Consider the following 23,909-nt stretch of genomic DNA (forward strand, 5'->3'; position numbering starts at 1 on the left):
TCCCGCGGGAGAGCAGGCGCGCCACTGGAGGAATGACCATGAGCCTAGGCGGCTTGGTACGCGCGCAGCTGTGCGCTCTCGCACACCACCGCGCGATCGCGCTGACAGGCCCCGGCGTGCTGCTGGTCGCCGCCAATGCGGCAGCGCAAACCGCGGCGCCGCCGGCCGATACAGCGGCGCAGAGGGCGCTGCCGGCGGTCACGGTCAGCAGCGAGGCCGTCGCCCACGACGCCAGCCTGAACCAGTTGCAGCCGCAAGAAACCGGTTCGCGCCTGGGCCTGACGGCGCGCGAAACGCCGGCCAGCGTGAGCGTGATGTCGCGCGAACAGATCCTCTCGCGCAACATCATGCGTACCCAGGACGCCGTGGTCAGCCTGACCGGCATCGCCGAAATGCCGGCGCCTGGCAACGGCTTCAGCAGCCTCAGCGCGCGCGGATTCGTGGGCCACAACTCGGTTGCGCAACTGCTGGACGGCACGCGCCTGACGGTCGCCGCCGGAACCGTCACCTACCCGTTCTCGACTTGGCCGATCGAATCGATCCAGGTCTTGCGCGGGCCGGCTTCGGTGCTGTACGGCGACGGAGCGATCGGCGCGGTTGTCAACTACGTCACCAAGCAGCCGTTGTTCGATCGCAGCGAGCGCGAGGCCTATGTGAGCCTGGGCCAGCACCGGACGATCTCAGGCGGCGTCGGGCTGCGCGGGCCGATCAGCGACGCCCTGGCGTACTCCGCCTATGTCGACGCGGCGCACAGTAGCGGTGTTCGCCGCGACAGCCAATATGACCGCCAGAACGCCTCCCTGGCGCTGACCTTCAGGCCCAACGCGCGCTTTGCCGCCACGATGAGCTTCGACGGCGGGCACAACGATGACACCACCTACTTCGGCACGCCCACGCGCGATGGTGGCGTGCCGCGTGAATGGCGACGCACCAGCTTCAACGTCAGCGACGCGCGCGTGCGCTACAACGACCAGGCCTGGCGCCTGCGCCTGCGCCACGACGTAGCCGATGGCGTGCAACTGCGCAACGAGACTTATCACTTGCGCTCGAACCGGGTCTGGCGCAACGCCGAGGACTACACCTTTGTCCCCGCCAGCGGCCTGGTCGATCGCACCGACTTCCTGCACATCGGCCACGGGGTCAAGCAAACCGGCAACCGCTTCGAAGCCCAGGTGAACGGCGAAGTCGCCGGCATGCGGCACAGGCTGGTGGCCGGTCTGGATGCCTATCGCACCGATTTCGATACCCTCAGCAACTCGCCCTACGGCGGCGCCGACCGGGTCGACCCTGGCCAGGTCGACCCCGGCGTGTTCCTCAGCCCTGTCCCCTACGGGCTGGCCCGCCGCTCCGACCTGACCACGACCGCCTTGTTCGTCGAAAGCCACTGGACGCTGACGCCCCAGTGGACGGTGTTGGGCGGCCTGCGCGCCGACCGCATCCGCCTGCATACTCAAAACATGCGCACCAGCGCTGCACCGGACGACGTGCGCTATTCACCCGTCACCGGCCGGCTCGGCGCCGTATGGAAGGCCAGCGATGCACTCTCGCTGTACGGCCAATTCGCCACCGCGACCGACCCGGTGAGCGGTGCGCTGGCGCTGCCCGGCGGCACCACCAGCTACGACCTGACGCGCGGGCGCCAAGCGGAAGTCGGCGTCAAGGGCGACGTGCCGGCGCTGCGCGGCGAATGGAGCGTGGCGCTGTACCGCATCGACAAGCGCAAGCTGCTCACACGCGACGTGGACAACCCTGCTCTCACGCAACAGATCGGCAGTCAAAGCTCCACCGGCCTTGAGCTTGCTTTCGCCGCTGAGCCCGTGCGCGGCTGGACGGTCGATGCCAACGCCGCACTGGTACGCGCTCGTTACGACCAGTTCGCCGCCGCGTCGGCTGGCCGCGCCGTGATCTACGACGGCAACGTGCCCACCGGCGTGCCGCAGCGCCTGTTCAACGTCTGGAGCACCTGGCAGTTCCTGCCGCAATGGCAACTCGGCGCCGGCCTGCAGTACGTCGGCAAGCGCCCCACCAACCCGGCCAACAGCGGCTACCTGCCCGGCTATACGGTCGCCAACGCCTCGCTCACCTACAGGCCGACACAGGCGAGCAGCATCAGCCTGGGGGTGCGCAACCTCGGCAACCGGATCTATCCTGTGTCAGGCAGCACCAATCGTTGGCTGCTGGGCGAACCACGCACGGCAACCCTGACCGGGCGCATCACGTTCTGAAGCATCACAACGCCAGCATGTACGCGCAGCACACCAACGTAGCGCTCGAAGTGCAGGAAGCGAGCCTGACGCTTGGCGGGCGCCGCGTGCTGCAGCCGCTCAGCCTGCGTGTGGACGCCGGCGAGCGCCTGGCCATCGTCGGCCCTAACGGCGCCGGCAAGAGCAGCCTGCTGCAAATGCTGTCCGCGCGCCTGAAGCCCGACGCAGGGCGCGTGCTGTTGTTCGGTCAGGACATCGCACGGACCCCGCCCCAGCAGCGCGCCACACACATGGCTGTGCTGCACCAGGACGAGCTCCCGAGCCGCCACCTGAGCGTGAGCGACTACGTGGCGCTGGGCCGCATTCCACATGGCTCGGATCGGGCGCGCGACGTGCACGCGGCCATCGTGCGCTTCGGCCTTGCGGCCCTGGCCGGGCGGCGCATGGACCAGCTTTCTGGCGGGCAGCGCCGCCTGGCAGCGCTTGCACGCGCGGTGGCGCAGGCGCCGCGGGTGCTGCTGCTCGATGAGCCGACCAACCACCTCGATCTACGCACTCGCATCGACGTGCTGGACAGCTTGGCAACGCTGGGCATCACGGTGGTGGCCGTCCTGCATGAGCTGAGCCTGGCGGCGCGCTTCGCGCAACGCGTGCTGGTGCTGCACCGGGGCCGCGCGGTGGCGCTGGATACGCCAGACGCCGCATTCAATCCCGACCTGGTCCGCCAGGTGTTTCGCATGAACGTGTGCCGCGCGCCAGCAGCCGGCGGTGCGCCTGCGCTGATTTTTGACGTGCCCGCCGATGGGCGGCCTTTCGACGTGCAGGAGGAGGGACTCCCGTGAACGCTGCTTTTTCAACCGCGCCAGCTCGCGCGCACGCCTGGCAGGTGGCGGCCGCCCTTGGCCTGGCGCTTGGCGGATGGCTGCCCGCGCCGCAGGCCCAGGCCCAGGCCCAGCCATTTCCGCTCACCGTGCAAAGCTGCGGACAGCCACTGCGCTTTGATGCGCCGCCTAAGCGCGCCGTCTTTCACGACAAGAACATGTTGGCGATGGCGCTGGCGCTGCAGTTGCAGCCCCAGATGGTCGGCGTCACGGGCCTGACGGGCTGGTACGGCGTCGGCCCGCAGCTGCAGCGCGCACTGGGTGACGTGCCAGAGCTCGCGCCCCGTGCGGCAAGCCTGGAAACCCTCCTGGCCGCGAGGCCGGACTTTTTCTTTGCAGGCTGGAGCTACGGCATGCACCCCGGTGGGCCCGTCACCCCCGACACCCTGGCGCGCGAGGGCGTCAAGACCCTGGTGCTGAGCGAGAGCTGCATCCGCGTCGACAAGAGCCGTCCGACCGCGTCGATGGCCTTGCTGTACGACGATTTCATCAAGCTGGGCGCGATCTTTGGCAAGCGCGAGCAGGCGCAAGGCCTGGTCAACAGCTGGAAAAAACGCGTGGCGGATCTGCCACCGCCGCCCGCTGGCGAGCCTGTGCGCGTATTCCTGTACGACTCGGGCGAGGGCAGCCCCACCACGGGCGGGCGCCATGCCATGCCTGAAGCGTTGATCACCGCGGCCGGCGGGCGCAACATCATGGACGACTTGGCAACCAGCTGGACCAGGACGTCCTGGGAGATCGTGGCCACGCGCAATCCCGAGTTGATCCTAATGCTGGGCTCACAAGGCGACCCCGATGCCGCGCGCCTGAAGAACTACTTGCGCACGCACCCGGTCATGCGGCGGTTGGAGGCCGTGAAAAGCGAGCGCTTTCTGGTGTTGCGCTACGAAGAGGTCACGCCCAGCCCGGCCAACATCGACGCCATCGAAAAGATCAACGCCGCCATTCGCGCCACGCGCGTGCCTGCCACGCGCGCATCCTCGGCCAACGTGCCCGCTGCCCATGCCCAGTGATCTCCAAAGCCCCGCAGTGCCCCTTCCACCGGCCTGCCCGCGCGCCCATGCGCTGGTGCTGGGCGCGTTGCTGCTCGCACTCGTGCTGCTGATGCTGGCGTCGATCGCCTTTGGCACGGCTGCCGTGCCATTCGATCAAGTGCCGCACTTGCTCTGGCGTGGCTGGGTCGAACGCGAAGCGTCGGATGGCGACATGCTGGCCCACATCCTGTTCGACCTGCGGCTGCCGCGCACGCTGATGGCGGCCAGCGTGGGCGCTGCCTTGGCGGTGACCGGGCTGCTGCTGCAGACCGTCAGCCACAACGGCCTGGCCGATCCCTATTTGTTCGGCCTGTCTTCCGGCGCAGCGGCCGGAGCCGTACTGGTCATCACCACCGTGGGCGACTTCATGGGCGTGTGGAGCCTGCCGCTGGCTGCGTTTGCCGGCGGCCTGGTTGCGGCGGGCGCGGTGATGCTGCTGATGCGCCGCCAGCGCGAGCACACGCCTGAGTACATGGTCCTGGCCGGGCTGGCGGTGTCGTTCATGTTCACCGCGGTGACGCATTTTCTGACGCTGATGGGCGACCAACGCGCTGCGCAATCGGTGCTGTTCTGGACTCTGGGCGGCTTTGGCGGCGCGCGCTGGGACAACCTGCCGATGGCGCTGGCGGGCGCAGCGCTGGCCGCCGGGTTTGCGGGCCTGCGCCATCGCCAGCTGGACGCGCTGCTGGCCGGCGATGCGGCGGCGCATAGCCTGGGCGTCAATCCTGACCGGCTCGGCCGGCAGGTGTTTGCCGTTACCGCGCTGGCCACTGCCAGCTGCGTGGCGGTGGCGGGTGTCATCGGCTTTGTCGGCCTGATGGCGCCGCACTTGGCCCGCGCGGTAGCGGGCGCATTGCATCGGCGCGCGCTGGGCGTTTGCGCATTGACGGGCGCCGTGTTGATGGTCCTGGGCGACTTGCTTTCCCGCCGCCTGCTGGCGCCGCAAGAGCTGCCTGTCGGGGTCTTGATCGCCCTGGTCGGTGCGGCTTTCGTGATCGGCCTGCTGTCCAGGCGCTGATGGCTCCAGCGCGCCCAGCGCCCTGAACTTCTCGATGCCAATTCCAATACTCGATGACCGCTGCAATCCGACCACCGCCAACTGACCACGCCTCCGTCGCCATCGTCCTCCTTGGGCGCGGCGGCGTGGCGGCCTCCACCACGGCGGAGCTGGCCGGGTTGGCGCAGCAACTTGCGGCCCAGTGGCCGGGCGTGCGGGTGCAGCCCGCCTTCGTCGATCGCTGGCAACCCGACCTGCCGACGGCGCTGGGCCTCTGCGCAGATGCGGACACCATCGTCATCCTGCCACTGATGCTGCCCGACGAGGCCGCGCTGCGCCGCTGGCTGCACAAGGTGGCCATGCGCTGGCGTGCTGGGCGCGACCAGAGCCCCACGCTGATCTTCGGCGAGCCCTTGGCGCAGGCTGTTGCCCTGCCCGAACTGCTGGCCGCGGCCGCCCGCCAGGCGCTGGATCTGCCCGACGTGGCGACCCTCGTCGATGAAGACTGGCGACACGACCCCAAGGGCTGGTCCAGCGTGCCGGAGCACACGCATCACGCGCTGTGGTGCATCGGGCCACGCTGCGCCGCAGCGGGCGCGGTGGCCCTCTGGCCCGTGCTGACCGGTGCGATCAACCAGAACCCCGCTTTGAAAAAACGTGTGCGGCCCCTGCAAACCAGTTGCCAGTACCCCTGCAACCACGGCCCGCTGATGATCGTCTACCCGGAAGGTGTCTGGTACGGGCCGCTGGGGCAAGCCGACATCGGCCGCGTCCTGGCGCAGCACGTGGCGCACCAGCAGGTGGTCCAAGCGCTGCGCGTGCATGGGCCGAAAGAAGTCACCAATTCCTGAAGTACCGCTTTTCCCACTCGAAGTCCGAATCATGAACACCTCCAAGATCCCCGCCACCATCGTCACCGGCTTCCTGGGCAGCGGCAAGACCACGCTGCTGCGCCACGTGCTGGCCAACGCGCAAGGCCGGCGCATCGCCGTCATCGTCAACGAGTTCGGCGAGCTCGGCATCGACGGTGACATCCTGAAAGCCTGCGGCATCGGCTGCGAGGACGAAGGGGGCGAAGGCGGCGAGCAGGCCGGCCAGCTGTACGAGCTGGCCAACGGCTGCATGTGCTGCACGGTGCAGGAGGAGTTCTTTCCCGTCATGCAGCAGCTGGCAGCACGCCGCCACGAGATCGACGCCGTGCTGATCGAAACCAGCGGCCTGGCTTTACCGAAGCCCCTGGTGCAGGCCTTCCAGTGGCCCGAGATCGCCGGCGCCTTCACGGTGGACGCCGTGGTCACCGTGGTGGACACGCCCGCCACCGCCGCCGGCCAGTTCGCCGCCCACCCCGAGGCGGTGGACGCCCAGCGCCGCGCCGACCCCAACCTGGACCACGAGTCGCCCCTGCACGAGCTGTTCGAAGACCAGCTCTCCGCGGCCGACCTGGTGGTGCTGAACAAGTGCGACCTGGTGGGCGCCGATGCCCTGGCGCAGGTCGAGGCCCTGGTGCGCGCCGAGCTGCCGCCCGAGGTCAAGGTGGTGCACGCCACCGAGGGCCGCCTGCCCCTGGACGTGCTGCTGGGCCTGCAGCGCGCCGCCGAGACCACCATCGACCAGCGCCCCAGCCACCATGACCACGACGAGGACCACGACCACGACGAGTTCGATTCCTTCGACGTGGCGCTGCCTCCGGTCGAGCGTGAGGCGCTGATCGCCGCGCTGCAGCAGCTGGTGGGCCGTCAGCCCATCCTGCGCATCAAGGGCTTCGCGGCCCTGCCGGGCAAGCCCATGCGCCTGTTGGTGCAGGGCGTGGGCGCGCGCTTCACGCACCACTTCGACCGCCCCTGGCGCGAGGGCGAGGAGCGGCGTACGCGGCTGGTGTTCATCGGCCAGGGCCTGGACGAGGCCGCGGTGCGCGCCGCGCTGGCGCCGCTCGCGGCGTGATTTGCTTCTATTTCGATAGCTGCTCGCCCTTTTCCACAGAGGCCTACAGGGGATTTTTACCATGCATCTGCTGAGCACCCGCCCCGGCGGCTTCGTCGAGGACGACAGCGCCGTCATCTGCCTGGAGCAAACCCCGGCCGACATCGTGGTGCTCAGCAGCGCCGACACCACGCTGTCGCTGCTGGCCGCCGCCCGCGCCCAGCTGGCGCAGACGGACCCGCACTTTCCCAGCCTGCGCCTGGCCAACCTGCTGCACCTGCGCGGCAACGCCTCGCTGGACCGCTACGCCGACGAGGTGCTGCGGCATGCCTGCGTGGTCATCGTCGATCACCTGGGCTCGGAATCCACCTGGCCCTACGGCATCCAGCAGCTGGCCGCGCTGGCGCGCCGGCACGGGCAGGCGCTGACGCTGTTCTCGGGCGACCTGACCGAAGACCCCGAACTGCTGGCGCGCGGCACCCTGCCCGCGGACACCGGCCGGCTGCTGTGGCGCTACCTGCGCGCCGGCGGCAGCGCCAACGCCCTGCAGTTTTTGCGCGCCGCCGCCTTCCACGGCATGGGCCACGGCGCCGAGCCCGAGCCCCCGCGCCCGCTGCCGCAGGTGGCGCTGCACGTGCCCGCCGCCTGGGCCGCTGCCCATGCCGATGCGCACGCCGATCCGCTGGCCGCCCTGCAGCGCGCCTGGCACCCCGGCGCGCCGGTGGTGGCGCTGGTGTTCTACCGCTCGCACTTGCTGGCGGGCAACACCGCCGTGTTCGACGACCTGGCGCTGGCGCTGCACGCGCGCGGGCTCAACGCGCTGCCGCTGGCGCTGGATTCGCTCAAGGACCCGCTGTGCCTGGCCACGCTGCGCCAGCTGTGCCAGCAGCACGCGGCGCAGCTGGTGCTCAACACCACCGCCTTCGCCGCGCTCGGCCATGAGGGCGGCGGCGCGCCGCAGCCGGCGCTGGCGGGCGACGCGCCGGTGCTGCAGGTCATCGTCAGCGGCGCAGACCGGGATGGCTGGCTGCAAGACAGCCAGGGCCTGCGCCCGCGCGACATCGCCATGCAGGTCGTGCTGCCGGAGATGGACGGGCGCATCGTCACCCGCGCCGTCAGCTTCAAGGCCGGCACCGAGCGCTGCCCCCACACCCAGGTGGACCTGGTGCGCTACCGCAGCGAGGGCGACCGCATCGACTTCGTGGCCGAGCTCAGCCAGCGCTGGTGCCGCCTGCGCCAGCTGCCCGCCGCCGACAAGCGCCTGGCGCTCATCCTGGCCAACTACCCCGGCAGCGAAGGCCGCATCGGCAGCGGCGTGGGGCTGGACACCCCCGCCTCGGTCATGCAGTTGCTGCACCTGCTGCGCCGCGAAGGCCATGACCTGGGCGACCCCGCCGACCTGCCAGCGGATGGCGACGCGCTGATGCGCCGCCTGACCGAGGGCATCGCCAACGACCCCGCGCAGTGGCCGCTGCGCCCGGCCTGGCAGAGCCTGGACCTGGCGCACTACCGCCAGCGCCTGGCCGCCCTGCCCCCGGGCCTGGCCGCCGCCATCGATGCGCGCTGGGGCCCGCCCGAGCAGGACCCGGCCCTGCGCCGCGGTCGCTTCATGGTCGCCGGGCTGCGCCTGGGCAAGGTCTTCGTGGGCATCCAGCCGGCGCGCGCCCTGGGCGCGCCGCAGGACTGGGCCAGCTACCACGACGCCGACCTGGTGCCCCCGCACGGCTACCTGGCGTTTTACTTCTGGCTGCAGGGTGCCTTCGGCGTGGACGCCGTGGCGCACGTGGGCAAGCACGGCAACCTGGAATGGCTGCCGGGCAAGAGCCTGGCGCTGTCGGCCAGCTGCTGGCCCGACGCCATCCTGGGCCCCCTGCCGCACCTGTACCCCTTCATCGTCAACGACCCCGGCGAGGGCGCGCAGGCCAAGCGGCGCACCCAGGCCGTCATCATCGACCACCTGATGCCGCCGCTCACCCGCGCGGAGAACCACGGCCCCATGCAGGAGCTGGAGCGCCTGGTCGACGAGTTCTACGACGCGCTGCTGGTGGACGGGCGCCGCGCCACCCTCCTGCGCCAGCAGATCCTCGCGATGGTGCGCCAGCAGCAGCTGGCCGGCGAGCTGGGCCTGGAGGGCGCGCTGGCGCAGGGCCAGGACGACGCCGTGCTCGAACGCATCGACGCCTACCTGTGCGAGCTGAAGGAAACGCAGATCCGTGACGGCCTGCACATCTTCGGCGCCAGGCCCACCGGGCGCCAGCGCCAGGACACGCTGCTGGCCCTGGCCCGCTACGCCAGCGCCGACGGCGCCCCAGGCCTGATCTCCGCCCTGGCCGCCGACCTGCTGGGGGACGGCACCGACCCCTTCGCGCCCGCCAGCGCCGAGCCCTTCACCGGCGCACGGCCCGCCCTGCTGCAGGACGTGAGCGATGCGCCCTGGCGCCACTGGGGCGACACGCGCGAGCGGCTGGAGCTGCTGGCCGCGCAGCTGCTGGCCCGGCGCCTGGAGCCGCAAGCTGAAGAAAATGATAGCTGCTCGCGCTTGTCCAGCAAGGGTTTGAGCCCGATTTCACTGAAAAACACCGACGCCGCGCTGGACCGCGTGCTGCAGGTGCTGGCCCCGCGCCTGGACGCCTGCGGCAGCCAGGAGCTGCATCAGTTCAGCCAGGCGCTGCGCGGGCGCTTCGTGCCGCCAGGGCCCAGCGGCTCGCCCTCGCGCGGGCGGCCCGACGTGCTGCCCACGGGGCGCAACTTCTACACCGTGGACACCCGCGCCATCCCCACGCAGACCGCCTGGGCCCTGGGCGAACGCGCCGCACGCCAGCTCATCGAGCGCCACCTGCAGGAGCACGGCGAATACCCGCGCAGCCTGGGCCTGTCCGTGTGGGGCACGGCCACCATGCGCACCGGCGGCGACGACATCGCCCAGGCGCTGGCGCTGATCGGCGTGCGCCCGCGCTGGGCGCCGGGCAGCCAGCGCGTGGTGGACTTCGAGGTCATCCCGCGCGTGGGCCTGCACCGCCCGCGGGTGGACGTGACGCTGCGCATCTCCGGCCTGTTCCGCGACGCCTTTCCGGTCACCGTGCAGCTGTTCGACGCTGCCGTGCAGGCGGTGGCCGAGCAGGACGGCGAGGACGAGGACGACAACCCCATCCGCGCGCGCATCCTGCACGACGCCGCCGCGCTGCAGGCCGGCGGCATGGCGGCCGAGCAGGCACGCCGGCGCGCCGGCTGGCGCGTGTTCGGCAGCCGCCCGGGCCACTACGGCAGCGGCCTGGAGCTGCTCATGCAGCACGGCCAGTGGCAGGACGATGCCGACCTGGGCAGCGCCTGGCTGGCCGCCAGCGGCTACGCCTACGGCCAGGCCGACGACGGCAGCGCCGCCGCCGACGTGCTGCCCCTGCGACTGGCTGGCATGGACGCCGTGCTGCACAACCAGGACAGCCGCGAGCACGACATCCTGGACTCCAGCGACTACTACCTGTTCCAGGGCGGCATGGCCGCCAGCGTGCGCCACCTGTCGGGGCGCCAGCCGGCGCTGTACCACGGCGACCACGGCAACCCCGAGCAGCCCCGCGTGCGCGCTCTGCAGGAAGAGATCGGCCGCGTGGTGCGCGCGCGCATGGTCAACCCCAAGTGGATCGCCGGCGCCATGCGCCACGGCTACAAGGGCGCCTTCGAGATGGCCGCCAGCGTGGACTACCTGTTCGGCTTCGACGCCACGGCGCGCGTGGTGGGCGACCACCACTACGCCTTGGTGGCCGACGCCTACGCGCTGGACGAGCGCGTGCGCGCCTTCTTCGAACAGCACAACCCCCAGGCGCTGGCCGACATCCTGGCGCGCCTGCGCGAAGCCATGGCCCGCGGGCTGTGGCAGCAGCCGGGCGACTACGCGCCGCGCCTGCACGAGCTGGCGCTGGCGCACGACGAGGGCATGGAGCGCTGATGCACTCCCCCGCACTACATTATTGATAGCTGATGGCGCTTTCCCCATAAGGCCTGGAACGTGATTTCATCCCAAAACGACGCCCCCGCCGGGCTGCCCCCGCCCTTCCCGTTTGCGGCCATCGCCGGGCAGCCGCAGCTCACCCAGGCGCTGCTGCTGGCCGCCATCGACCCGGCCATCGGCGGCGTGCTGATCGAAGGCCCGCGCGGCACCGCCAAGTCCACCGCCGCGAGGGCACTGGCGCAGCTGCTGGCGCCGGCGCCCTTCGTCACCGTACCGCTGGGCGCGTCGCTGGAGAGCGTCAGCGGCACGCTGGATCTGCAGCAGGCCCTGGCCGGGCACGCCGTGCGCTTTGCCCCGGGCCTGCTGGCGCGTGCCCACGGCGGCGTGCTCTACGTGGACGAGATCAACCTGTTGCCCGATGCCCTGGTGGACGTGCTGCTGGACGCCGCCGCCAGCGGCCTGAACGTGGTCGAGCGCGACGGCATCTCGCACCAGCACGCGGCGCGCTTCGTGCTGGTGGGGACCATGAACCCCGAGGAAGGCGAGCTGCGCCCCCAGTTGCTGGACCGCCTGGGCCTGGCCGTGCGGCTGGACAACGTGCTGGGCGCCGCCCAGCGCCAGGCTATCGTGCGCGCACGCCTGGCGTTCGACGCCGACCCGCAGGCCTTTGCCGCGCGCCATGCCGCCGCCCAGCAGCAGTTGGCCGCGCAGCTGGCCGCCGCTCGCGCGCGGCTGCAGGACGCGGCCGCCCTGCCCTGGAGCGACGCCGTGCACGACGCCGTCAGCCAACACTGCCTGGCCGCTCGCGTGGACGGCCTGCGCGCCGACCTCGTGCTGCTGCGCGCCGCTCGCGCCCTGGCCGCCTGGGAAGGCGCCGCCGCCGTCACGCCCGGGCACGTGGAGCAGGTCGCAGACATGGTGCTGCGCCACCGCCGCCATCCCGACGCACCGCCGCCGTCCCCCGCGGCCGCGCAACCGCCGCCACCGCCTGCGAATGGCGACCAGGCGCAGGACACGGGCGTCGCGCCCGGCGAAACGGGGGCGGACGAATGGGGCGCGCTGTCCCCTGAGCCGGTTCCCATGGCCAGCGCCAAGCCGCTGGTGCCCCTGCGCGGGCTGCTGCCAAAAAAAGCCTGAGCCCCCCGTCCGCGCTGGCAGGTCGCCACGCGGCCGGCGGGGCTGCCCTCACCCCCGGGCTGCGCGCCGGCGCCGCGGCAGCGCCCGCGCAGGCCGGCATCGACTGGCCGCGCACGCTGGCCGCCCGCGGCGCGCAGGGTCTGCAGCCGCAGCACCTGCGCCTGACCCCGCGCGCGGCGCAGGCGCAGGCGCTGCACTGCTTCGTGCTGGACTGCTCGGCCTCCATGCGCACCAGCGGCCAGCTGGCCCGCGCCAAGGGCGCGGTGCACCTCTTGATGCAGCAGGCCGGCCGCTGGCGCGACCAGGTGGCGCTGGTGGTGCTGGACGGCACCGGCGCCCACCTGGCCCTGGCCCCCCAGCGCGCCCTGGCGCAGGGCTTTGCGGGCGCCCTGGCGCCCCTGCCGGGCGGGGGCGGCACGCCGCTGGCCGCCGCCCTGCAACTGGCCGACGGCGTGCTTGCGCGCCACTCCCGCGGCGCGCGCTGGCTGTGGCTGCTGACCGACGGGCGCACCCGTGCCAGCCCGCCGCGCCCGGCGCACGCCCAGCAGCTGCACGTCATTGACTTCGAGACTGCCCGCCCCCCGCTGGGCCGCGCCCAGGCCCTGGCGGCGCTGTGGCAAGCCGGCTACTGGCCGGCTAGGGCGCTGTGGCAGTAAGGAGAGGCGCGCCCGCGCGTCAGGGCGACGGCAGGGCCTGCAGGCAGTGCAGGATCTGCTGCGCCGCCTCATCGATGCGCGGACCGGCGCGCAGCAGCACGTCCAGCTGCGCCGCGGGCAGCACGCACACGCGCTGCTCGCGCACGGCGCGCATGGCATGCCAGCCGGGGCGCGTGGCCGGCGCCGGGCTGGTAGCCGCCACGATCAGCACGTCCGGGTCGGCGCGCAGCACGAACTCGGGCGAGACCTTCGGAAACGGCCCCAGCCGCGCCGGCACCACGTTGGCCAGGCCCAGGCGCGCCAGCGTCTCGCCGATGAACGACTCCTCGCTGGCGGCGGCCTTGCCGCCGTGCAGCTCAAGATAGACGCGCCGGCCGCGCCAGGCCGGCGGCAGCTGCGCGCGCAGCGCCTGCAGCCGCGCGTCGATGCGCTGCCACTGCGCCTCGCCGGCGCCGGGCCGGCCCACGGCGCGGGCCACGATCTCCAGATTGGCGCGGATGTCGGCGTGGCTTTTCGCCTCCAGCACCAGCACCTGCAGGCCCAGCGACTGCAGCCGCTCGGCGGCGCGGCTGCGCGGGCCCAGCAGCACCAGGTCGGGGCGCAGGGCGACGATGGCCTCCACGTCGGCGTCTGCCAGGCCGCCCACGCGCGGCAGTGCGCGCACGCGCTCGGGCCAGTCGGAGTAGCGGTCGATGCCCAGCAGCCGCTCGCACGCGCCCAGCACACACACGGCTTCGGTCAGCGAGGGCTGCAGCGCCACGATGGCCGGCGCCGGCGCGGCCCCTGGCGCCGCCGTGGACCACATCGAGGACGCCGCCGCTGCGGCGCCCAGAACCCAGGAAGAGCGTCGGGACACGCGAAAGACCTTTGCCGAAAAAATGGGGGAGACTTGGGCCCGGCTGGCGCCTTGGCGGCGCCAGTGCGGGCAATTTCGACATTCTGGCTATAATTGCCGGCTTTGCGAAAAACGGGCGCGCCTTTTTCAGGCCCGCCGCCAGTATTTGCAGCCGGGTTACCGCCACCCGTTCCAACTGGCGAGGTGAGGCTGCGGGCCAGCAGGGCCGGCAGCCGTGAACGATCGGAGTGTCCTTTCATGGCACGCGTATGTGAAGTAACGGGCAAGAAGCCCATGACCGGGAACAACGTTTCCCACGCCAACAACAAGACCAAGCGCCGCTTCCTGCCCAACCTGCAGTACCGCCGCTTCTGGGTGGAGAGCGAAAACCGCTGGGTGCGCCTGCGCGTTTCCAGCGCTGCCCTGCGCCTGATCGACAAGAACGGCATCGAATCCGTGCTCGCAGACATGCGTGCCCGCGGCCAAGCCTGATTCACTGAAGGAGAAACACCATGGCTGCTAAAGGCGGACGCGAAAAGATCAAGCTGGTGTCGACGGCTGACACCGGTCACTTCTACACCACTACCAAGAACAAGAAGACGATGCCCGAGAAGATGAGCATCATCAAGTTCGACCCCAAGGCTCGCAAGCACGTCGAGTACAAGGAAGCCAAGCTGAAGTAATTCGGCTTCGCAAGAAGAAAAAGAAAACCGCCACGGCGCCTGTCGCCCTGGCGGTTTTTTCATGGGCGCGCCTCAGCGGCGGCCGCCCGCGCTGCTGCCCCTCACTTGCGCTGCCAGACGGCGGCGAAGAAACCGTCCGTGCCGTGCAGGTGCGGCCACAGGCGCATGAAGCGCCCGCCGCTGTCGCCCCCGCTGCACAGGCTGGCGGCCTGCTCGACCTTCAGGCCGGCCAGCAGCTCGGCCGCCTGCAGCGGCACGAAGTCGGCGTGCGCCTGGCCGAAGGCCTCGGCGACGGCCTCGTTTTCTGCAGGAAGCAGGCTGCACGTGGCATACACCAGCCGACCGCCGGGCTTCACCAGCCGCGCCGCGCTGTCCAGGATGGCCGTCTGCAGCTTGGCCAGCTCGGCCACGGCGGCGGGCGACTGCCGCCACTTCAGGTGCGGGCTGCGGCGCAGCGTGCCCAGGCCGGAGCACGGCGCATCCACCAGCACGCGGTCCATCTTGCCGGCCAGGCGCTTGATGCGTTCGTCGCGCTCGTGGGCGATGGCCACCGGATGCACATTGGACAGGCCGCTGCGCGCCAGCCGGGGCTTGAGGCCCTCCAGCCGGTGGGCTGACACGTCGAAGGCGTATAGCCGCCCGGTGTTGCGCATGGCCGCGCCGATGGCCAGCGTCTTGCCGCCGGCGCCGGCGCAAAAGTCCGCCACCATCTCGCCGCGCTTGGCGTCCAGCAGCAGGGCCAGCAGCTGCGAGCCCTCGTCCTGCACCTCGACGGCGCCGCTGGCAAACGCCGGCACCCGGCCCAGCGCCGGCTTGCCGCGCACGCGCAGGCCCCAGGGCGAGTACGGCGACGCTTCCGTTTCGATAGCTGCCTGCGCAAGCTCCTTGCGGGTTTGCTCGCGTTTTGCCTTCAAGATATTGACCCGCAGGTCAAGCGGCGCGCTGGTGCCCAGGCTGGCGGCCAGAGCCCAGAAGCCCTCCTCGCCCAGCTGCTCCTTGAGCGGCGCGACCAGCCACTCGGGCAGGTTGTGGCGGTGCGGCGCCAGCAGGTCCTCCTGCTGCACGGCGTCGCACTGCGCCAGCCACTGGCGCTCGGGCTCGGAGAGGGCGCTGTTCAAAAAATCGCGCGGGCCGCGCACGGCCTGCGGGTCGGCAGCGCGGGCCTGCTCGTCCTGCACCAGGGCAAAGCCCAGGATGGCCAGGCGCCGCTCGCGCGCTCCGCTGCCGGAGCGGGCCAGCTGCTCCAGCAGAAGCTTCTTGCGCAGCACGGCGTAGGTCACGTCGGCCAGAGTGGCGCGCTCGCGGGGGCCGAGCTGGCGGTGCTCGCGGAAATAGCGTGCCACCACCGCGTCGGCCGGGTGTTCAAAGGTCAGCACCTGCGCGAGCAGCTCGGCACAGGCCTCCAGAAGGGCTTTGGGATGCATGGGGCGATTGTCCCATTGCCGCCTATGGCCTCGCCTGTGCGTTGCGGCGTCCTGTGCCCATGCGGCGCAGCTGGCGGAATTTCAAGTAAAAATAGGCTCAAGCGCTGGCCCAGCAAGCGCCGGAAGCTCCTTTTTCAGGAGCAGTTGCCCGGCTGTGATAAGCGCTCCCCGCCCTGCGGCGCCGCACTCCATTGTCCTACCGCGCCTGCGCGGGCCGCGCGCTACGGTGCAAGGGCAAGCCAACCCCGCACATCGGACATAAGGAGAGCACCATGGACTATCTGCTGCAAGGCATGTTTGGCGAAAAGTCGCTGACCAAGGTCGTGGCCCTGTTTCCCGACCAGGCCGGTGCCGAAGCCATGATCGGCCGCCTGCTACGCCTGCCCGGCATGGAGCCGAGCCAGGTGCGCCTGCTCAGCCGCCAGGACCTGCGGACCCACCGTGCCGACCTCTTCGGCCGCAAGATGGAGCCCGAGCAGCGCGGCATCTTCCACACCGCCTTTCGTGCCCACCTGGTGACGGGCTTTGCCGGTTTTGCGCTGGGGCTGGTGCTGTACGCCTACCTCATGTCCACCGGCCACCCCATGATGACCAGCAGCCCGCTGCTGGCCTTCATCGCCATCGTGGGTTTTGCCACCACCTTCGGGCTGCTTGTGGGCGGGCTGATCACCCTGCGCCCGGACCACGTGCGCGTGATCGCCAAGACACGCTCGGCTCTGCGCGCCGGGCAGTGGGCGCTGGTGGTGCACCCCACGGATTCGCACCAGACGCAGCTGGCGCAGGAGCTGTTGGAGGGCAACGGCGCCAGCACCGTGATGCGCACGCTTTAAGACCAAAACGGGCTCCAGCGCCCGTCCAGTCTGCGCTAGCAGCTATTGATTGCGTAGCAGATGCGCCAGCACGGCGCGCGGATAGATGACGTGCTCCTGCGTCAACACCCGCACTGCCAAAGCCTGGGCCGTGTCGCCTGGGAGCACTGGCACTACGGCCTGGTCCAGGATGGGGCCCACGTCCAGTTCGGCCGTCACCTCGTGCACCGTGCAGCCGGCGAAGCGGCAGCCCGCATCGATGGCGCGCTGGTGCGTGTCCAGCCCGGTGAATGCCGGCAGCAGCGACGGATGGATGTTGAGCAGCCGCCCGGCGAAGCGCTCGACAAAAGCTGGCGTCAGGATGCGCATGAAGCCGGCCAGCACCACCAGGGCCGGATCATGGGCGACGATGGCCTGCGCCAGCGCGGCGTCGAACGCCTCGCGCGAGGGGTAGGTCTTGTGGTCCAGCACCTCGGTGGCGATGCCCTGCTCGCGGGCGAAGGCCAGGCCGGCGGCGTCCTGCCGGTTGCTCAGCACGGCGGCCACGCGGATGCCGTGGCGGCCCGCCCAGTCCTGCTGGCGCGCCGCGCGCACGATGGCCGCCATGTTGGAGCCGCCGCCCGAGATCAGAATCACGATGTTTTTGCTCATTGGCGCGGATTATCCGTGCCGCTTGCCTGCCCTATAGCCATGCCATTCGACACCCGCACCCAGCCCCTCACGCACGCCCAGGCCCGCGTTCTGGCCACCCTGATGGAGAAGTCGCGCACCGTGCCCGACAGCTACCCGCTCACCCTGAACAGCCTGCTGGCCGGCTGCAACCAAAAGAGCAGCCGCGACCCGGTCATGCAGCTGGACGAGGCCGCTGCCGCCCAGGCCCTGGACGAGCTGCGCCAGCGCGCCCTGGTAGTGGAGATCGGCGGCGCCCGCGTGGCCCGTTGGGAGCACAACTTCGCCCGCGGCGCGGGCGTGCCCGACCAGGCTGCCGTGCTGCTGGCGCTGCTGATGCTGCGCGGCCCGCAGACGGCCGGCGAGCTGCGCATCAACGCCGAGCGCTGGCACCGCTTTGCCGACATTTCCTCGGTCGAGGCCTTCCTGGAGGAGCTGGCCGAGCGCAGCGACGAGCGCGGCGGCCCCCTGGCCGTGCAGCTGCCACGCGCCCCCGGAGCGCGGGAGAGCCGCTGGGTGCACCTGCTGTGCGGGCCGGTGGACGTGCAGGCGCTGCAGGCGGCTCAGCCGCAGACGGCCGCGCCCGCCAGCAGCGCCCTGCAGTCGCGCGTGGACGCGTTGGAGGCCGAGGTGGCCGCGCTGCGCGCCATGGTCGAGCAGCTGCGCGCCGACCTGGGGCTGGAGGCGCAGCCCCCCGCCTGACATTCGCCGGGCACATGCCTGGCGCGGCCATGTCGCGGCCTGGACAGTGCAAAAGCGAACGCCCGTGCTACAAACTGCGCTTCGTTAGGAGACACGCATGGACCTCGCATTCACCCCTGAAGAACAGGCCTTCCGCGCAGAGGTGCGCGAGTGGGTCCGCAGCCACCTACCCCCGGAGCTCGCGCACAAGGTGCACAACGCCCTGCGCCTGACGCGCGAAGACATGCAGGGCTGGGCCAAGATTTTGGGCAAGAAGGGCTGGCTTGGCTACGCATGGCCCAAGCAGTTCGGCGGCCCGGGCTGGAACGCGGTGCAAAAGCACCTGTTCGAAGAAGAATGCGCCCTGGCCGGCGCGCCGCGCATCATCCCCTTCGGGCCCGTGATGGTGGCGCCAGTGATCATGGCCTTCGGCTCGCCCGAGCAGCAAAAGCGCTTCCTGCCCGGCATCGCCAGCGGCGAAGTCTGGTGGAGCCAGGGCTACAGCGAGCCCGGCGCAGGATCGGACCTGGCCAGCCTGAAGACCCGCGCCGAGCGCGTGGGCGACAAGTACATCGTCAACGGCCAGAAGACCTGGACCACGCTGGGCCAGTACGGCGACTGGATGTTCAACCTGGTGCGCACCAGCACCGAGGGCAAGCCGCAGACGGGCATCTCCTTCCTGCTGCTGGACATGAAGTCGCCCGGCGTCACCGTGCGGCCCATCAAGCTGCTGGACGGCGAGTGCGAGGTCAACGAGGTGTTCTTCGACAACGTCGAAGTGCCCGCCGACCAGCTCATCGGCGAGGAGAACAAGGGCTGGACGTATGCCAAGCACCTGCTCAGCCACGAGCGCACCAACATCGCCGACGTGAACCGCAGCAAGCGCGAGCTGGAGCGCCTCAAGCGCATCGCCAAAGCCGAAGGCGTGTGGGACGACCTGCGCTTTCGCGACCAGATCGCGCTGCTGGAAGTGGACATCGTGGCGCTGGAGATGCTGGTGCTGCGCGTGCTCTCGGCCGAGAAGAGCGGCAAGAACTCGCTGGACATCGCCGGCCTGCTCAAGATCAAGGGCAGCGAGATCCAGCAGCGCTACTCCGAGCTGATGATGCTGGCCGCCGGACCGTTCAGCCTGCCCTTCATCGAAGAGGCCATGGAGGCCGGCTGGCAGGGCGACTTCCCCGGCGGGGCCGTGGCCAACGCGCCGCTGGCGTCCAGCTACTTCAACCTGCGCAAGACAACCATCTACGGCGGCAGCAACGAAGTGCAGCGCAACATCGTCGCCCAAACCGTGCTGGGCTAAGGAGGCAAAGAACATGGACTTCGACTTTTCCGACGACCAGCAGCAGCTGCGCGACGCCGTTCGCCGCTGGGTGGACAAGGGCTACACCTTCGAGCGCCGCCGCGCCATTGCCAAAGCCGGCGGCTTCGACCGCGCCGCCTACGGCGAGTTGGCCGAGCTGGGCCTCACCGCCCTGACCGTGCCCGAGGCCCATGGCGGCCTGGGCCAGGGCCCCGTGGACGCCATGGTGGCGCTGGAGGAGCTGGGCCGCGGCATCGTCATGGAGCCGCTTGCCCAGGCCTTCATCGCCACCCGCGTGCTGGCCGACCACGCCCCCGAGGCCCTGCAAAGCGAGTGGCTGCCACGCATCGCCAGCGGCGAGGCCCTGGTGGTGCTGGCCCACCAGGAGCGCAAGGCCCGCTACCGCCTGGACGCGTGCGAGGCGAAAGCGGCGCAAACCCAATCCGGGCATGCGGTGACAGCTACGAAAAGCATAGTACTCGCCGGTGACCAGGCGGACGCCTTCATCGTCCCAGCCCAGCTGGAGGGGCGCATCGCCCTGTTCCTGGTCGAGCGCGACGCCGCCGGCGTGGCCGCCGCCGGTTACGCCACCCAGGACGGCAGCCGCGCCGCCGAGGTGACCCTCAAGGACACGCCCGCCACCCTCATCACCACCGACGGCCTGGCCGCGCTGGAGCTGGCCGCCGACGTCGGCATCGCCAGCACCTGCGCCTACGCCGTGGGGGCCATGGAGCGCACGCTGCAGCTGACGGCCGAATACCTGAACCAGCGCAAGCAGTTCGGCGTGCCGATCGCCAGCTTCCAGGCCCTGCGCCACCGCGCGGCCGACATGAAGATGCAGCTGGAACTGGCCCGCTCCATGAGCTACTACGCCAGCCTGAAACTGGGCGAGGCCCCCGACGAGCGCCGCCGCGCCCTGTCGCGCGCCAAGGTGCAACTGGGCCAGTCGATGCGCTTCGTGGGGCAGCAGTCGGTGCAGCTGCACGGCGGCATCGGCGTGACGGACGAGTACGCCGGCAGCCACTACTTCAAGGCGCTGACGCAGCTGGAGATGTGCTGGGGGGATACGCTGCACCACCTGGGCGAGGTGTCGGGGAGGATGCAGGAGACGGCGGGAGTGTTTGCCTGAAGGCGCAGACCTGTCCGGTAACAACCAAAAAGCCCCGTCGGCGTTGCGCCGACGGGGCTTTTTCAAGGGACGATGAAGGCTTGCGGTCACGCTTCAATGCGCGTGCCCGTCGCTTTCATGTTGGTGCGTCTGGGCACGCTGGCGGTCGTCCACCACGTTCACCGTGACGCCATTGGGCAGCACCATGTCTCCGGGGCGCTGCCCCGGTTGGCAGGCGCCCAGCCAACGCCCTTCGAACAGCATACGGCCGGTGTTGTGGAGCGGGGTCTGGGAGTACTGGACGCTGAACGCCCCGCTGTAGGCCGACTGCAGGTCTCCGCGCAGTTCCACCTGCGCCTCCACCCGGTTGTCGTGCACGTAGCACACGGTGGCGATGTCGTATCCCGCCACCGCCTTGCCCGACCGGAGGGGGGTCACCTGGGTCTTGTGGCAGTCTTCCTGGGCCGGCACCACGGCCAGCAGCATGACTGCCTCGGCATCGGCGCTGGTGCACATCTGCACTGTCTGGGGCCGCCGGGGCGCCTGGCCCGAGCGGCGCAGCATCAAATCAGCGGGGCGCACCGTCACCTCCCACAGGCCGCTCTTGCGCGCGGGCAAGGGGAAGGATTTCTGGGCCGGATGGCGCGGCGCGGCCGGGATCTCGCGCGCGAGGGGCTGGGCTCCGGGCCAAGCCAGACACAGGGCCAGCGCCCATGGGCCGTAGTGCCACCGTGCTTTCATGATGCTCCAAAAATAATAGCTGCCCGCGCTTGCTGTACAAGCCCTAGAGGCAATTTTAATAAAAAAGCCAGCGGCGTTGCTGCACCGCTGGCTCGTGGTTCGTGTGCCGCAGGCGGTGGCCCGCGGCGCGGCCCGGATCAGCGCATGCGGCGGCGGTGCATGCCCACCATGAACAGCCCCATCAGGGCCGACAGGAGGGCCAGGCCCCACTGGCTCAGCGTCGGGATGCTGGCCGGCGCCACGGGCGCGGGCGGCAGTGCGGCAAAGCTGAAGACCACGGCACAGTTCGCCGTCACGTTCGGCACGGTGTAGGTCGTGCCGGCCGCATCGAAGCTGCCGGCCGGGCAGGTGCTGGCGGGGTCCACGGTGCCGGGACGGCTGAGCGTGAAGACCGCCGTACCGCCACCCGTCACCGACTGCGTGCTGCCCATGGTGATCGTGCCGGGGCCCGCCGACGTGGGGCTCACGCTGGCAGTCACCGTGTAGGCAGCGGCGAAGCTGAAGTCGACGTTGCAGTCGGCGGCGACCGCGGCCACCGTGTACTCGGTCCTGTCGGCGTTCCAGGTGCCTGCCGGGCAGGAGCCCGTGACGGGGCCCGGCGCGTAGCCGGAATTGGCCACCAGCTTCCACGTCGCCGATCCGCCCGGCTGCACGGTCTTGGCGCCGCCGATGACCGACCCGTTGGAAGGTGCATTGGGCGTTGCGGTGACCACGCCCGCGGCGTTGGTGAAGGTGATGTCCACCGTGCAGCTGGCGTTCACGGCACCGGTCGTGTAGGTGTTGCCCACGTAGCTGCCGGCAGGGCAACTGCCGCCGAAGACCGGGGCGTAGCCACTGCTGGGCACGACCGTGATCGCGGTGGTGGCGCCGGGGGCCACGGGCACCGTCGTGCCGGTGCCCGGCGTCGCCGTGCCGCCGGCGCCCACGGTGATGCCGACGTCCACGGGCGTGGAGAACGTGGCGGTCACGCTGCGCGCCTGGGTCATGGTCACCAGGCAGGGCTGGGCCGTGCCGGAGCAGACGCCGCCCGTCCAGCCGGAGAAGATCGACCCGGACGGGGCGTTCGCGTACAGCGCCACCTGGGAGCCCTGCGGGAACTGCTTGGAATCGGCGCAGGACGCGCCCGTCTTGTCGCACACGATGCCGGGCAGCACGGAAGTCACCTTGCCTTGGCCGCTGCCCGTGGCGCTGACGTTCAGGGTTTGCAGCGCGGCGCCGGCGCTCAGCGTCTGCGCGCCCGTGTTGTTGCTGGCGTCGGGGTCGACCGTGGTGTTGTCGGTGGACGGCAGGGCCAGGCTCACCGGGTAGGTGATCAGCCGGGCCCCGCTGGCGCACGCGTCCACGGTGGCGTTGACCGTGTAGACCAGCTTGTCGCCCGCCGCCCACGCGGTGGTCGTCGTCGCGCTGATGGACCCCGTGCCGCTGGCGGCGGGACAGGCCAGGGTGGAGCCGGTCGCGGAACAGGTCCAGCTGCCGGGCGTCAGCCCCGCGGGTACCGTGTTGTCGATCACCACGCGTGCGGGCGCCTCATCGGGGCCGTTGTTCTCCAGCGTCACCGTGTACGCCGTCGGCGCGCCGCAGGACAGCGACGAGGCCGCGTTGGTCACGGTGGCCTTCAGGTCGGCCAAGCGCAGGTTGGTCAGGTTGGTCTTGACCAGCGGGCCCAGCAGCGGCTGCGAGCTGGCCGACTGGATGTAGTAGTTGCCATGGTTGAGCGTTGGCCCCCGGGCGTCGCTCGGCACGATCCACTTCAGTTGCAGGTCGCCCACGCTCCCGGGGTTGAGGGTGCCTACCTCACAGGTCACGATGTCGATGGAACCCAGCGATTTGTCGGCGTGCGGCCCGGGCTGCTCGGCAACCGTGCAACCGTTGGGCAGCGCGGACTTATCCACCCTCAGATTCTGCTGAGGGGTGGTCTGTGTGCCGCCGCTGCTGCGCACGTCCTGGTCCTGCGGCGAGCGGATGATGACCTGGGAGCCAGGCATGGGCGCATCGCCGCCGTTGCTGTAGTGGTAGTTGTAGGTGACGGTCCGCTGGGTTACCGGGCTAGCATCCGAGGGAACCGCGTACTGCGGGCCCGTGGCCGACACGAAAGGCCCCGGCAGCGTGGTCAGGCCCTGGCCCGAGTCGGCGTAGACCAGCGCGCCATGGCCTCCCTGGCCGCAACCGCCGCTGACGATGATGACTTCCACATCGTCGCCAATGTCCAGCACCCCTTGGCCCGGGGCGATGTCGATGGCCTGCCAGCTGGTGAACTGGTAGCTGCCAACGGATTGCCATGCCACGCCGGTCTGGTTGGCAAAGTTGAAGGTATGGAAGAGCTGGGTTCCTTTCGTGCGGTTCTTGACCTCCACGAAGAAGTAGGGCTGCTGGTCCGCGGGGTGGTTGGGCGCCTCCAACACGGGGGCGACGGCGAAACGCACGTGCACCTTGCCGTCGGCAGGGTCCACGTCCCCCACCTTCATGGTGGCAGTCTGCCGAATGGAGGCGCCGCGGTAGTTGCTGACCCCATCACCGACCCGGGCGCTCTTGTCGCCGAACAGCGGCGTCTTCAGCACTCCATTGGTATTGGATGCCGAGGTCGTGCCAACCACCGTCGATACGCTGGGGGACAAAGCGGTCCATGGAGTCGTCCCCAGGTCTTCGAACTTGGTGGGCGGAAATGCGGGAATGTGGGTCGCCACCTCTAAAGCATCGACCGTCCAGCCCGCGAAGTCCGATTCGAAGCTGCCGTTCTGGAATTCGGCGTGGGCCAGGGGGGCGGCCAGCAGCGTGGCGGCCAGGCCTGCCCCGGCCGCGCTGCGCAGTCCCCGGGGCTGCAGCCACCTGCGGCCCGCGGCCTGCAGGCGCTGCAGTGCGCTCAAGATGTTCATGAATACTCCTG

At 70.5% G+C, this 23,909-nt stretch carries 20 protein-coding genes; 15 read left to right on the plus strand and 5 right to left on the minus strand.

Going from position 1 to position 23,909, the window contains the following annotated elements; all coding sequences use genetic code 11:
- The first annotated feature begins 38 nt into the window (after positions 1-38).
- The 9 genes from RT282_RS12435 to RT282_RS12475 all read left to right on the plus strand — a co-directional run bounded on the left by RT282_RS12435 (position 39) and on the right by RT282_RS12475 (position 12,775).
- Positions 39-2,225, plus strand: a complete 2,187-nt coding sequence (locus RT282_RS12435; protein ID WP_313314510.1) for a TonB-dependent receptor — start codon at positions 39-41, stop codon at positions 2,223-2,225.
- Positions 2,226-2,242: 17 nt separating this feature from the next.
- Positions 2,243-3,046 carry an ABC transporter ATP-binding protein gene (locus RT282_RS12440; RefSeq protein ID WP_313314512.1) on the plus strand — a complete coding sequence of 268 codons (804 nt, stop codon included), beginning with the start codon at positions 2,243-2,245 and terminating at the stop codon, positions 3,044-3,046.
- The gene (locus RT282_RS12445; protein ID WP_313314514.1) at positions 3,043-4,098 is read left to right on the plus strand and encodes an ABC transporter substrate-binding protein; all 1,056 of its coding nucleotides are present in this window, start codon (positions 3,043-3,045) and stop codon (positions 4,096-4,098) included. Before RT282_RS12440 ends, RT282_RS12445 begins: the two co-directional genes overlap by 4 nt.
- Before the next feature lie 16 nt (positions 4,099-4,114).
- Entirely contained in the window at positions 4,115-5,137 is a 1,023-nt protein-coding gene (locus tag RT282_RS12450) for an iron ABC transporter permease (RefSeq protein ID WP_313314516.1), read from the plus strand.
- Positions 5,138-5,190: 53 nt separating this feature from the next.
- Positions 5,191-5,967, plus strand: a complete 777-nt coding sequence (locus RT282_RS12455) for a (2Fe-2S) ferredoxin domain-containing protein (RefSeq protein WP_313314519.1) — start codon at positions 5,191-5,193, stop codon at positions 5,965-5,967.
- 31 nt (positions 5,968-5,998) lie between these two features.
- Positions 5,999-7,057, plus strand: coding sequence for a cobalamin biosynthesis protein CobW (gene cobW, locus RT282_RS12460; RefSeq protein WP_313314522.1), 1,059 nt, complete (start codon positions 5,999-6,001; stop codon positions 7,055-7,057).
- Positions 7,058-7,118: 61 nt separating this feature from the next.
- Entirely contained in the window at positions 7,119-10,979 is a 3,861-nt protein-coding gene (cobN, locus tag RT282_RS12465) for a cobaltochelatase subunit CobN (protein WP_313314525.1), read from the plus strand.
- Positions 10,980-11,039: 60 nt separating this feature from the next.
- Entirely contained in the window at positions 11,040-12,119 is a 1,080-nt protein-coding gene (locus tag RT282_RS12470; protein ID WP_313314528.1) for an ATP-binding protein, read from the plus strand.
- 203 nt (positions 12,120-12,322) lie between these two features.
- A complete protein-coding gene (locus RT282_RS12475; RefSeq protein WP_313314530.1) occupies positions 12,323-12,775 on the plus strand; it encodes a vWA domain-containing protein in 453 nt (150 codons plus the stop codon).
- Positions 12,776-12,794: 19 nt separating this feature from the next.
- Here the strand turns inward: RT282_RS12475 and RT282_RS12480 are convergent, their stop codons facing one another.
- Positions 12,795-13,631 carry a helical backbone metal receptor gene (locus tag RT282_RS12480; RefSeq protein WP_313314533.1) on the minus strand — a complete coding sequence of 279 codons (837 nt, stop codon included), beginning with the start codon at positions 13,629-13,631 and terminating at the stop codon, positions 12,795-12,797.
- Positions 13,632-13,868: 237 nt separating this feature from the next.
- On the opposite strand from RT282_RS12480, the gene rpmB reads away from it, so the two are divergent.
- The gene (rpmB, locus tag RT282_RS12485) at positions 13,869-14,102 is read left to right on the plus strand and encodes a 50S ribosomal protein L28 (protein WP_312305662.1); all 234 of its coding nucleotides are present in this window, start codon (positions 13,869-13,871) and stop codon (positions 14,100-14,102) included.
- A gap of 20 nt (positions 14,103-14,122) precedes the next feature.
- Entirely contained in the window at positions 14,123-14,293 is a 171-nt protein-coding gene (rpmG, locus tag RT282_RS12490; protein ID WP_054255593.1) for a 50S ribosomal protein L33, read from the plus strand.
- Between the two features lie 101 nt (positions 14,294-14,394).
- Here the strand turns inward: rpmG and RT282_RS12495 are convergent, their stop codons facing one another.
- Positions 14,395-15,717, minus strand: coding sequence for an RsmB/NOP family class I SAM-dependent RNA methyltransferase (locus RT282_RS12495; protein WP_313314537.1), 1,323 nt, complete (start codon positions 15,715-15,717; stop codon positions 14,395-14,397).
- A 272-nt stretch (positions 15,718-15,989) separates the two neighbouring features.
- Between RT282_RS12495 and RT282_RS12500 the strand changes: the two genes are divergently transcribed.
- Entirely contained in the window at positions 15,990-16,547 is a 558-nt protein-coding gene (locus RT282_RS12500) for a hypothetical protein (protein ID WP_313314540.1), read from the plus strand.
- A 42-nt stretch (positions 16,548-16,589) separates the two neighbouring features.
- Here RT282_RS12500 and purN read toward each other — a convergent pair whose 3' ends face one another.
- Positions 16,590-17,177 (minus strand): phosphoribosylglycinamide formyltransferase, encoded by a 588-nt coding sequence (purN, locus tag RT282_RS12505; protein ID WP_313314542.1) that lies wholly within the window; start codon positions 17,175-17,177, stop codon positions 16,590-16,592.
- Positions 17,178-17,216: 39 nt separating this feature from the next.
- Between purN and RT282_RS12510 the strand changes: the two genes are divergently transcribed.
- The 3 genes from RT282_RS12510 (at position 17,217) to RT282_RS12520 (ending at position 20,305) form a co-directional block, all read left to right on the plus strand.
- Positions 17,217-17,897: a YceH family protein gene (locus RT282_RS12510; protein ID WP_313314545.1), complete on the plus strand. Its 681-nt coding sequence runs from the start codon at positions 17,217-17,219 to the stop codon at positions 17,895-17,897.
- A 97-nt stretch (positions 17,898-17,994) separates the two neighbouring features.
- Entirely contained in the window at positions 17,995-19,176 is a 1,182-nt protein-coding gene (locus RT282_RS12515; protein ID WP_313314547.1) for an acyl-CoA dehydrogenase family protein, read from the plus strand.
- Between the two features lie 13 nt (positions 19,177-19,189).
- Positions 19,190-20,305 (plus strand): acyl-CoA dehydrogenase family protein, encoded by a 1,116-nt coding sequence (locus RT282_RS12520; protein WP_313314549.1) that lies wholly within the window; start codon positions 19,190-19,192, stop codon positions 20,303-20,305.
- Positions 20,306-20,398: 93 nt separating this feature from the next.
- Here the strand turns inward: RT282_RS12520 and RT282_RS12525 are convergent, their stop codons facing one another.
- Together RT282_RS12525 and RT282_RS12530 are read right to left on the minus strand one after the other, a co-directional pair.
- A complete protein-coding gene (locus tag RT282_RS12525) occupies positions 20,399-21,025 on the minus strand; it encodes a DUF3617 family protein (RefSeq protein WP_313314551.1) in 627 nt (208 codons plus the stop codon).
- Between the two features lie 137 nt (positions 21,026-21,162).
- Positions 21,163-23,898 carry an IPTL-CTERM sorting domain-containing protein gene (locus RT282_RS12530; RefSeq protein WP_313314553.1) on the minus strand — a complete coding sequence of 912 codons (2,736 nt, stop codon included), beginning with the start codon at positions 23,896-23,898 and terminating at the stop codon, positions 21,163-21,165.
- Between the last annotated feature and the right edge of the window lie 11 nt (positions 23,899-23,909).

Source organism: Pulveribacter sp. (genome assembly GCF_032079985.1).
GTDB lineage: Bacteria > Pseudomonadota > Gammaproteobacteria > Burkholderiales > Burkholderiaceae_C > Melaminivora.

Bases quoted from the DNA above. Each gene is read 5' to 3' on its own strand.
- RT282_RS12435 (WP_313314510.1), top strand. From the start codon at position 39: ATGAGCCTAGGCGGCTTGGTACGCGCGCAGCTGTGCGCTCTCGCACAC.
- RT282_RS12440 (WP_313314512.1), top strand. From the start codon at position 2,243: ATGTACGCGCAGCACACCAACGTAGCGCTCGAAGTGCAGGAAGCGAGC.
- RT282_RS12455 (WP_313314519.1), top strand. From the start codon at position 5,191: ATGACCGCTGCAATCCGACCACCGCCAACTGACCACGCCTCCGTCGCC.
- cobW (WP_313314522.1), top strand. From the start codon at position 5,999: ATGAACACCTCCAAGATCCCCGCCACCATCGTCACCGGCTTCCTGGGC.
- cobN (WP_313314525.1), top strand. From the start codon at position 7,119: ATGCATCTGCTGAGCACCCGCCCCGGCGGCTTCGTCGAGGACGACAGC.
- rpmB (WP_312305662.1), top strand. From the start codon at position 13,869: ATGGCACGCGTATGTGAAGTAACGGGCAAGAAGCCCATGACCGGGAAC.
- rpmG (WP_054255593.1), top strand. From the start codon at position 14,123: ATGGCTGCTAAAGGCGGACGCGAAAAGATCAAGCTGGTGTCGACGGCT.
- RT282_RS12495 (WP_313314537.1), bottom strand. From the start codon at position 15,717: ATGCATCCCAAAGCCCTTCTGGAGGCCTGTGCCGAGCTGCTCGCGCAG.
- RT282_RS12500 (WP_313314540.1), top strand. From the start codon at position 15,990: ATGGACTATCTGCTGCAAGGCATGTTTGGCGAAAAGTCGCTGACCAAG.
- purN (WP_313314542.1), bottom strand. From the start codon at position 17,177: ATGAGCAAAAACATCGTGATTCTGATCTCGGGCGGCGGCTCCAACATG.
- RT282_RS12510 (WP_313314545.1), top strand. From the start codon at position 17,217: ATGCCATTCGACACCCGCACCCAGCCCCTCACGCACGCCCAGGCCCGC.
- RT282_RS12515 (WP_313314547.1), top strand. From the start codon at position 17,995: ATGGACCTCGCATTCACCCCTGAAGAACAGGCCTTCCGCGCAGAGGTG.
- RT282_RS12520 (WP_313314549.1), top strand. From the start codon at position 19,190: ATGGACTTCGACTTTTCCGACGACCAGCAGCAGCTGCGCGACGCCGTT.
- RT282_RS12525 (WP_313314551.1), bottom strand. From the start codon at position 21,025: ATGAAAGCACGGTGGCACTACGGCCCATGGGCGCTGGCCCTGTGTCTG.
- RT282_RS12530 (WP_313314553.1), bottom strand. From the start codon at position 23,898: ATGAACATCTTGAGCGCACTGCAGCGCCTGCAGGCCGCGGGCCGCAGG.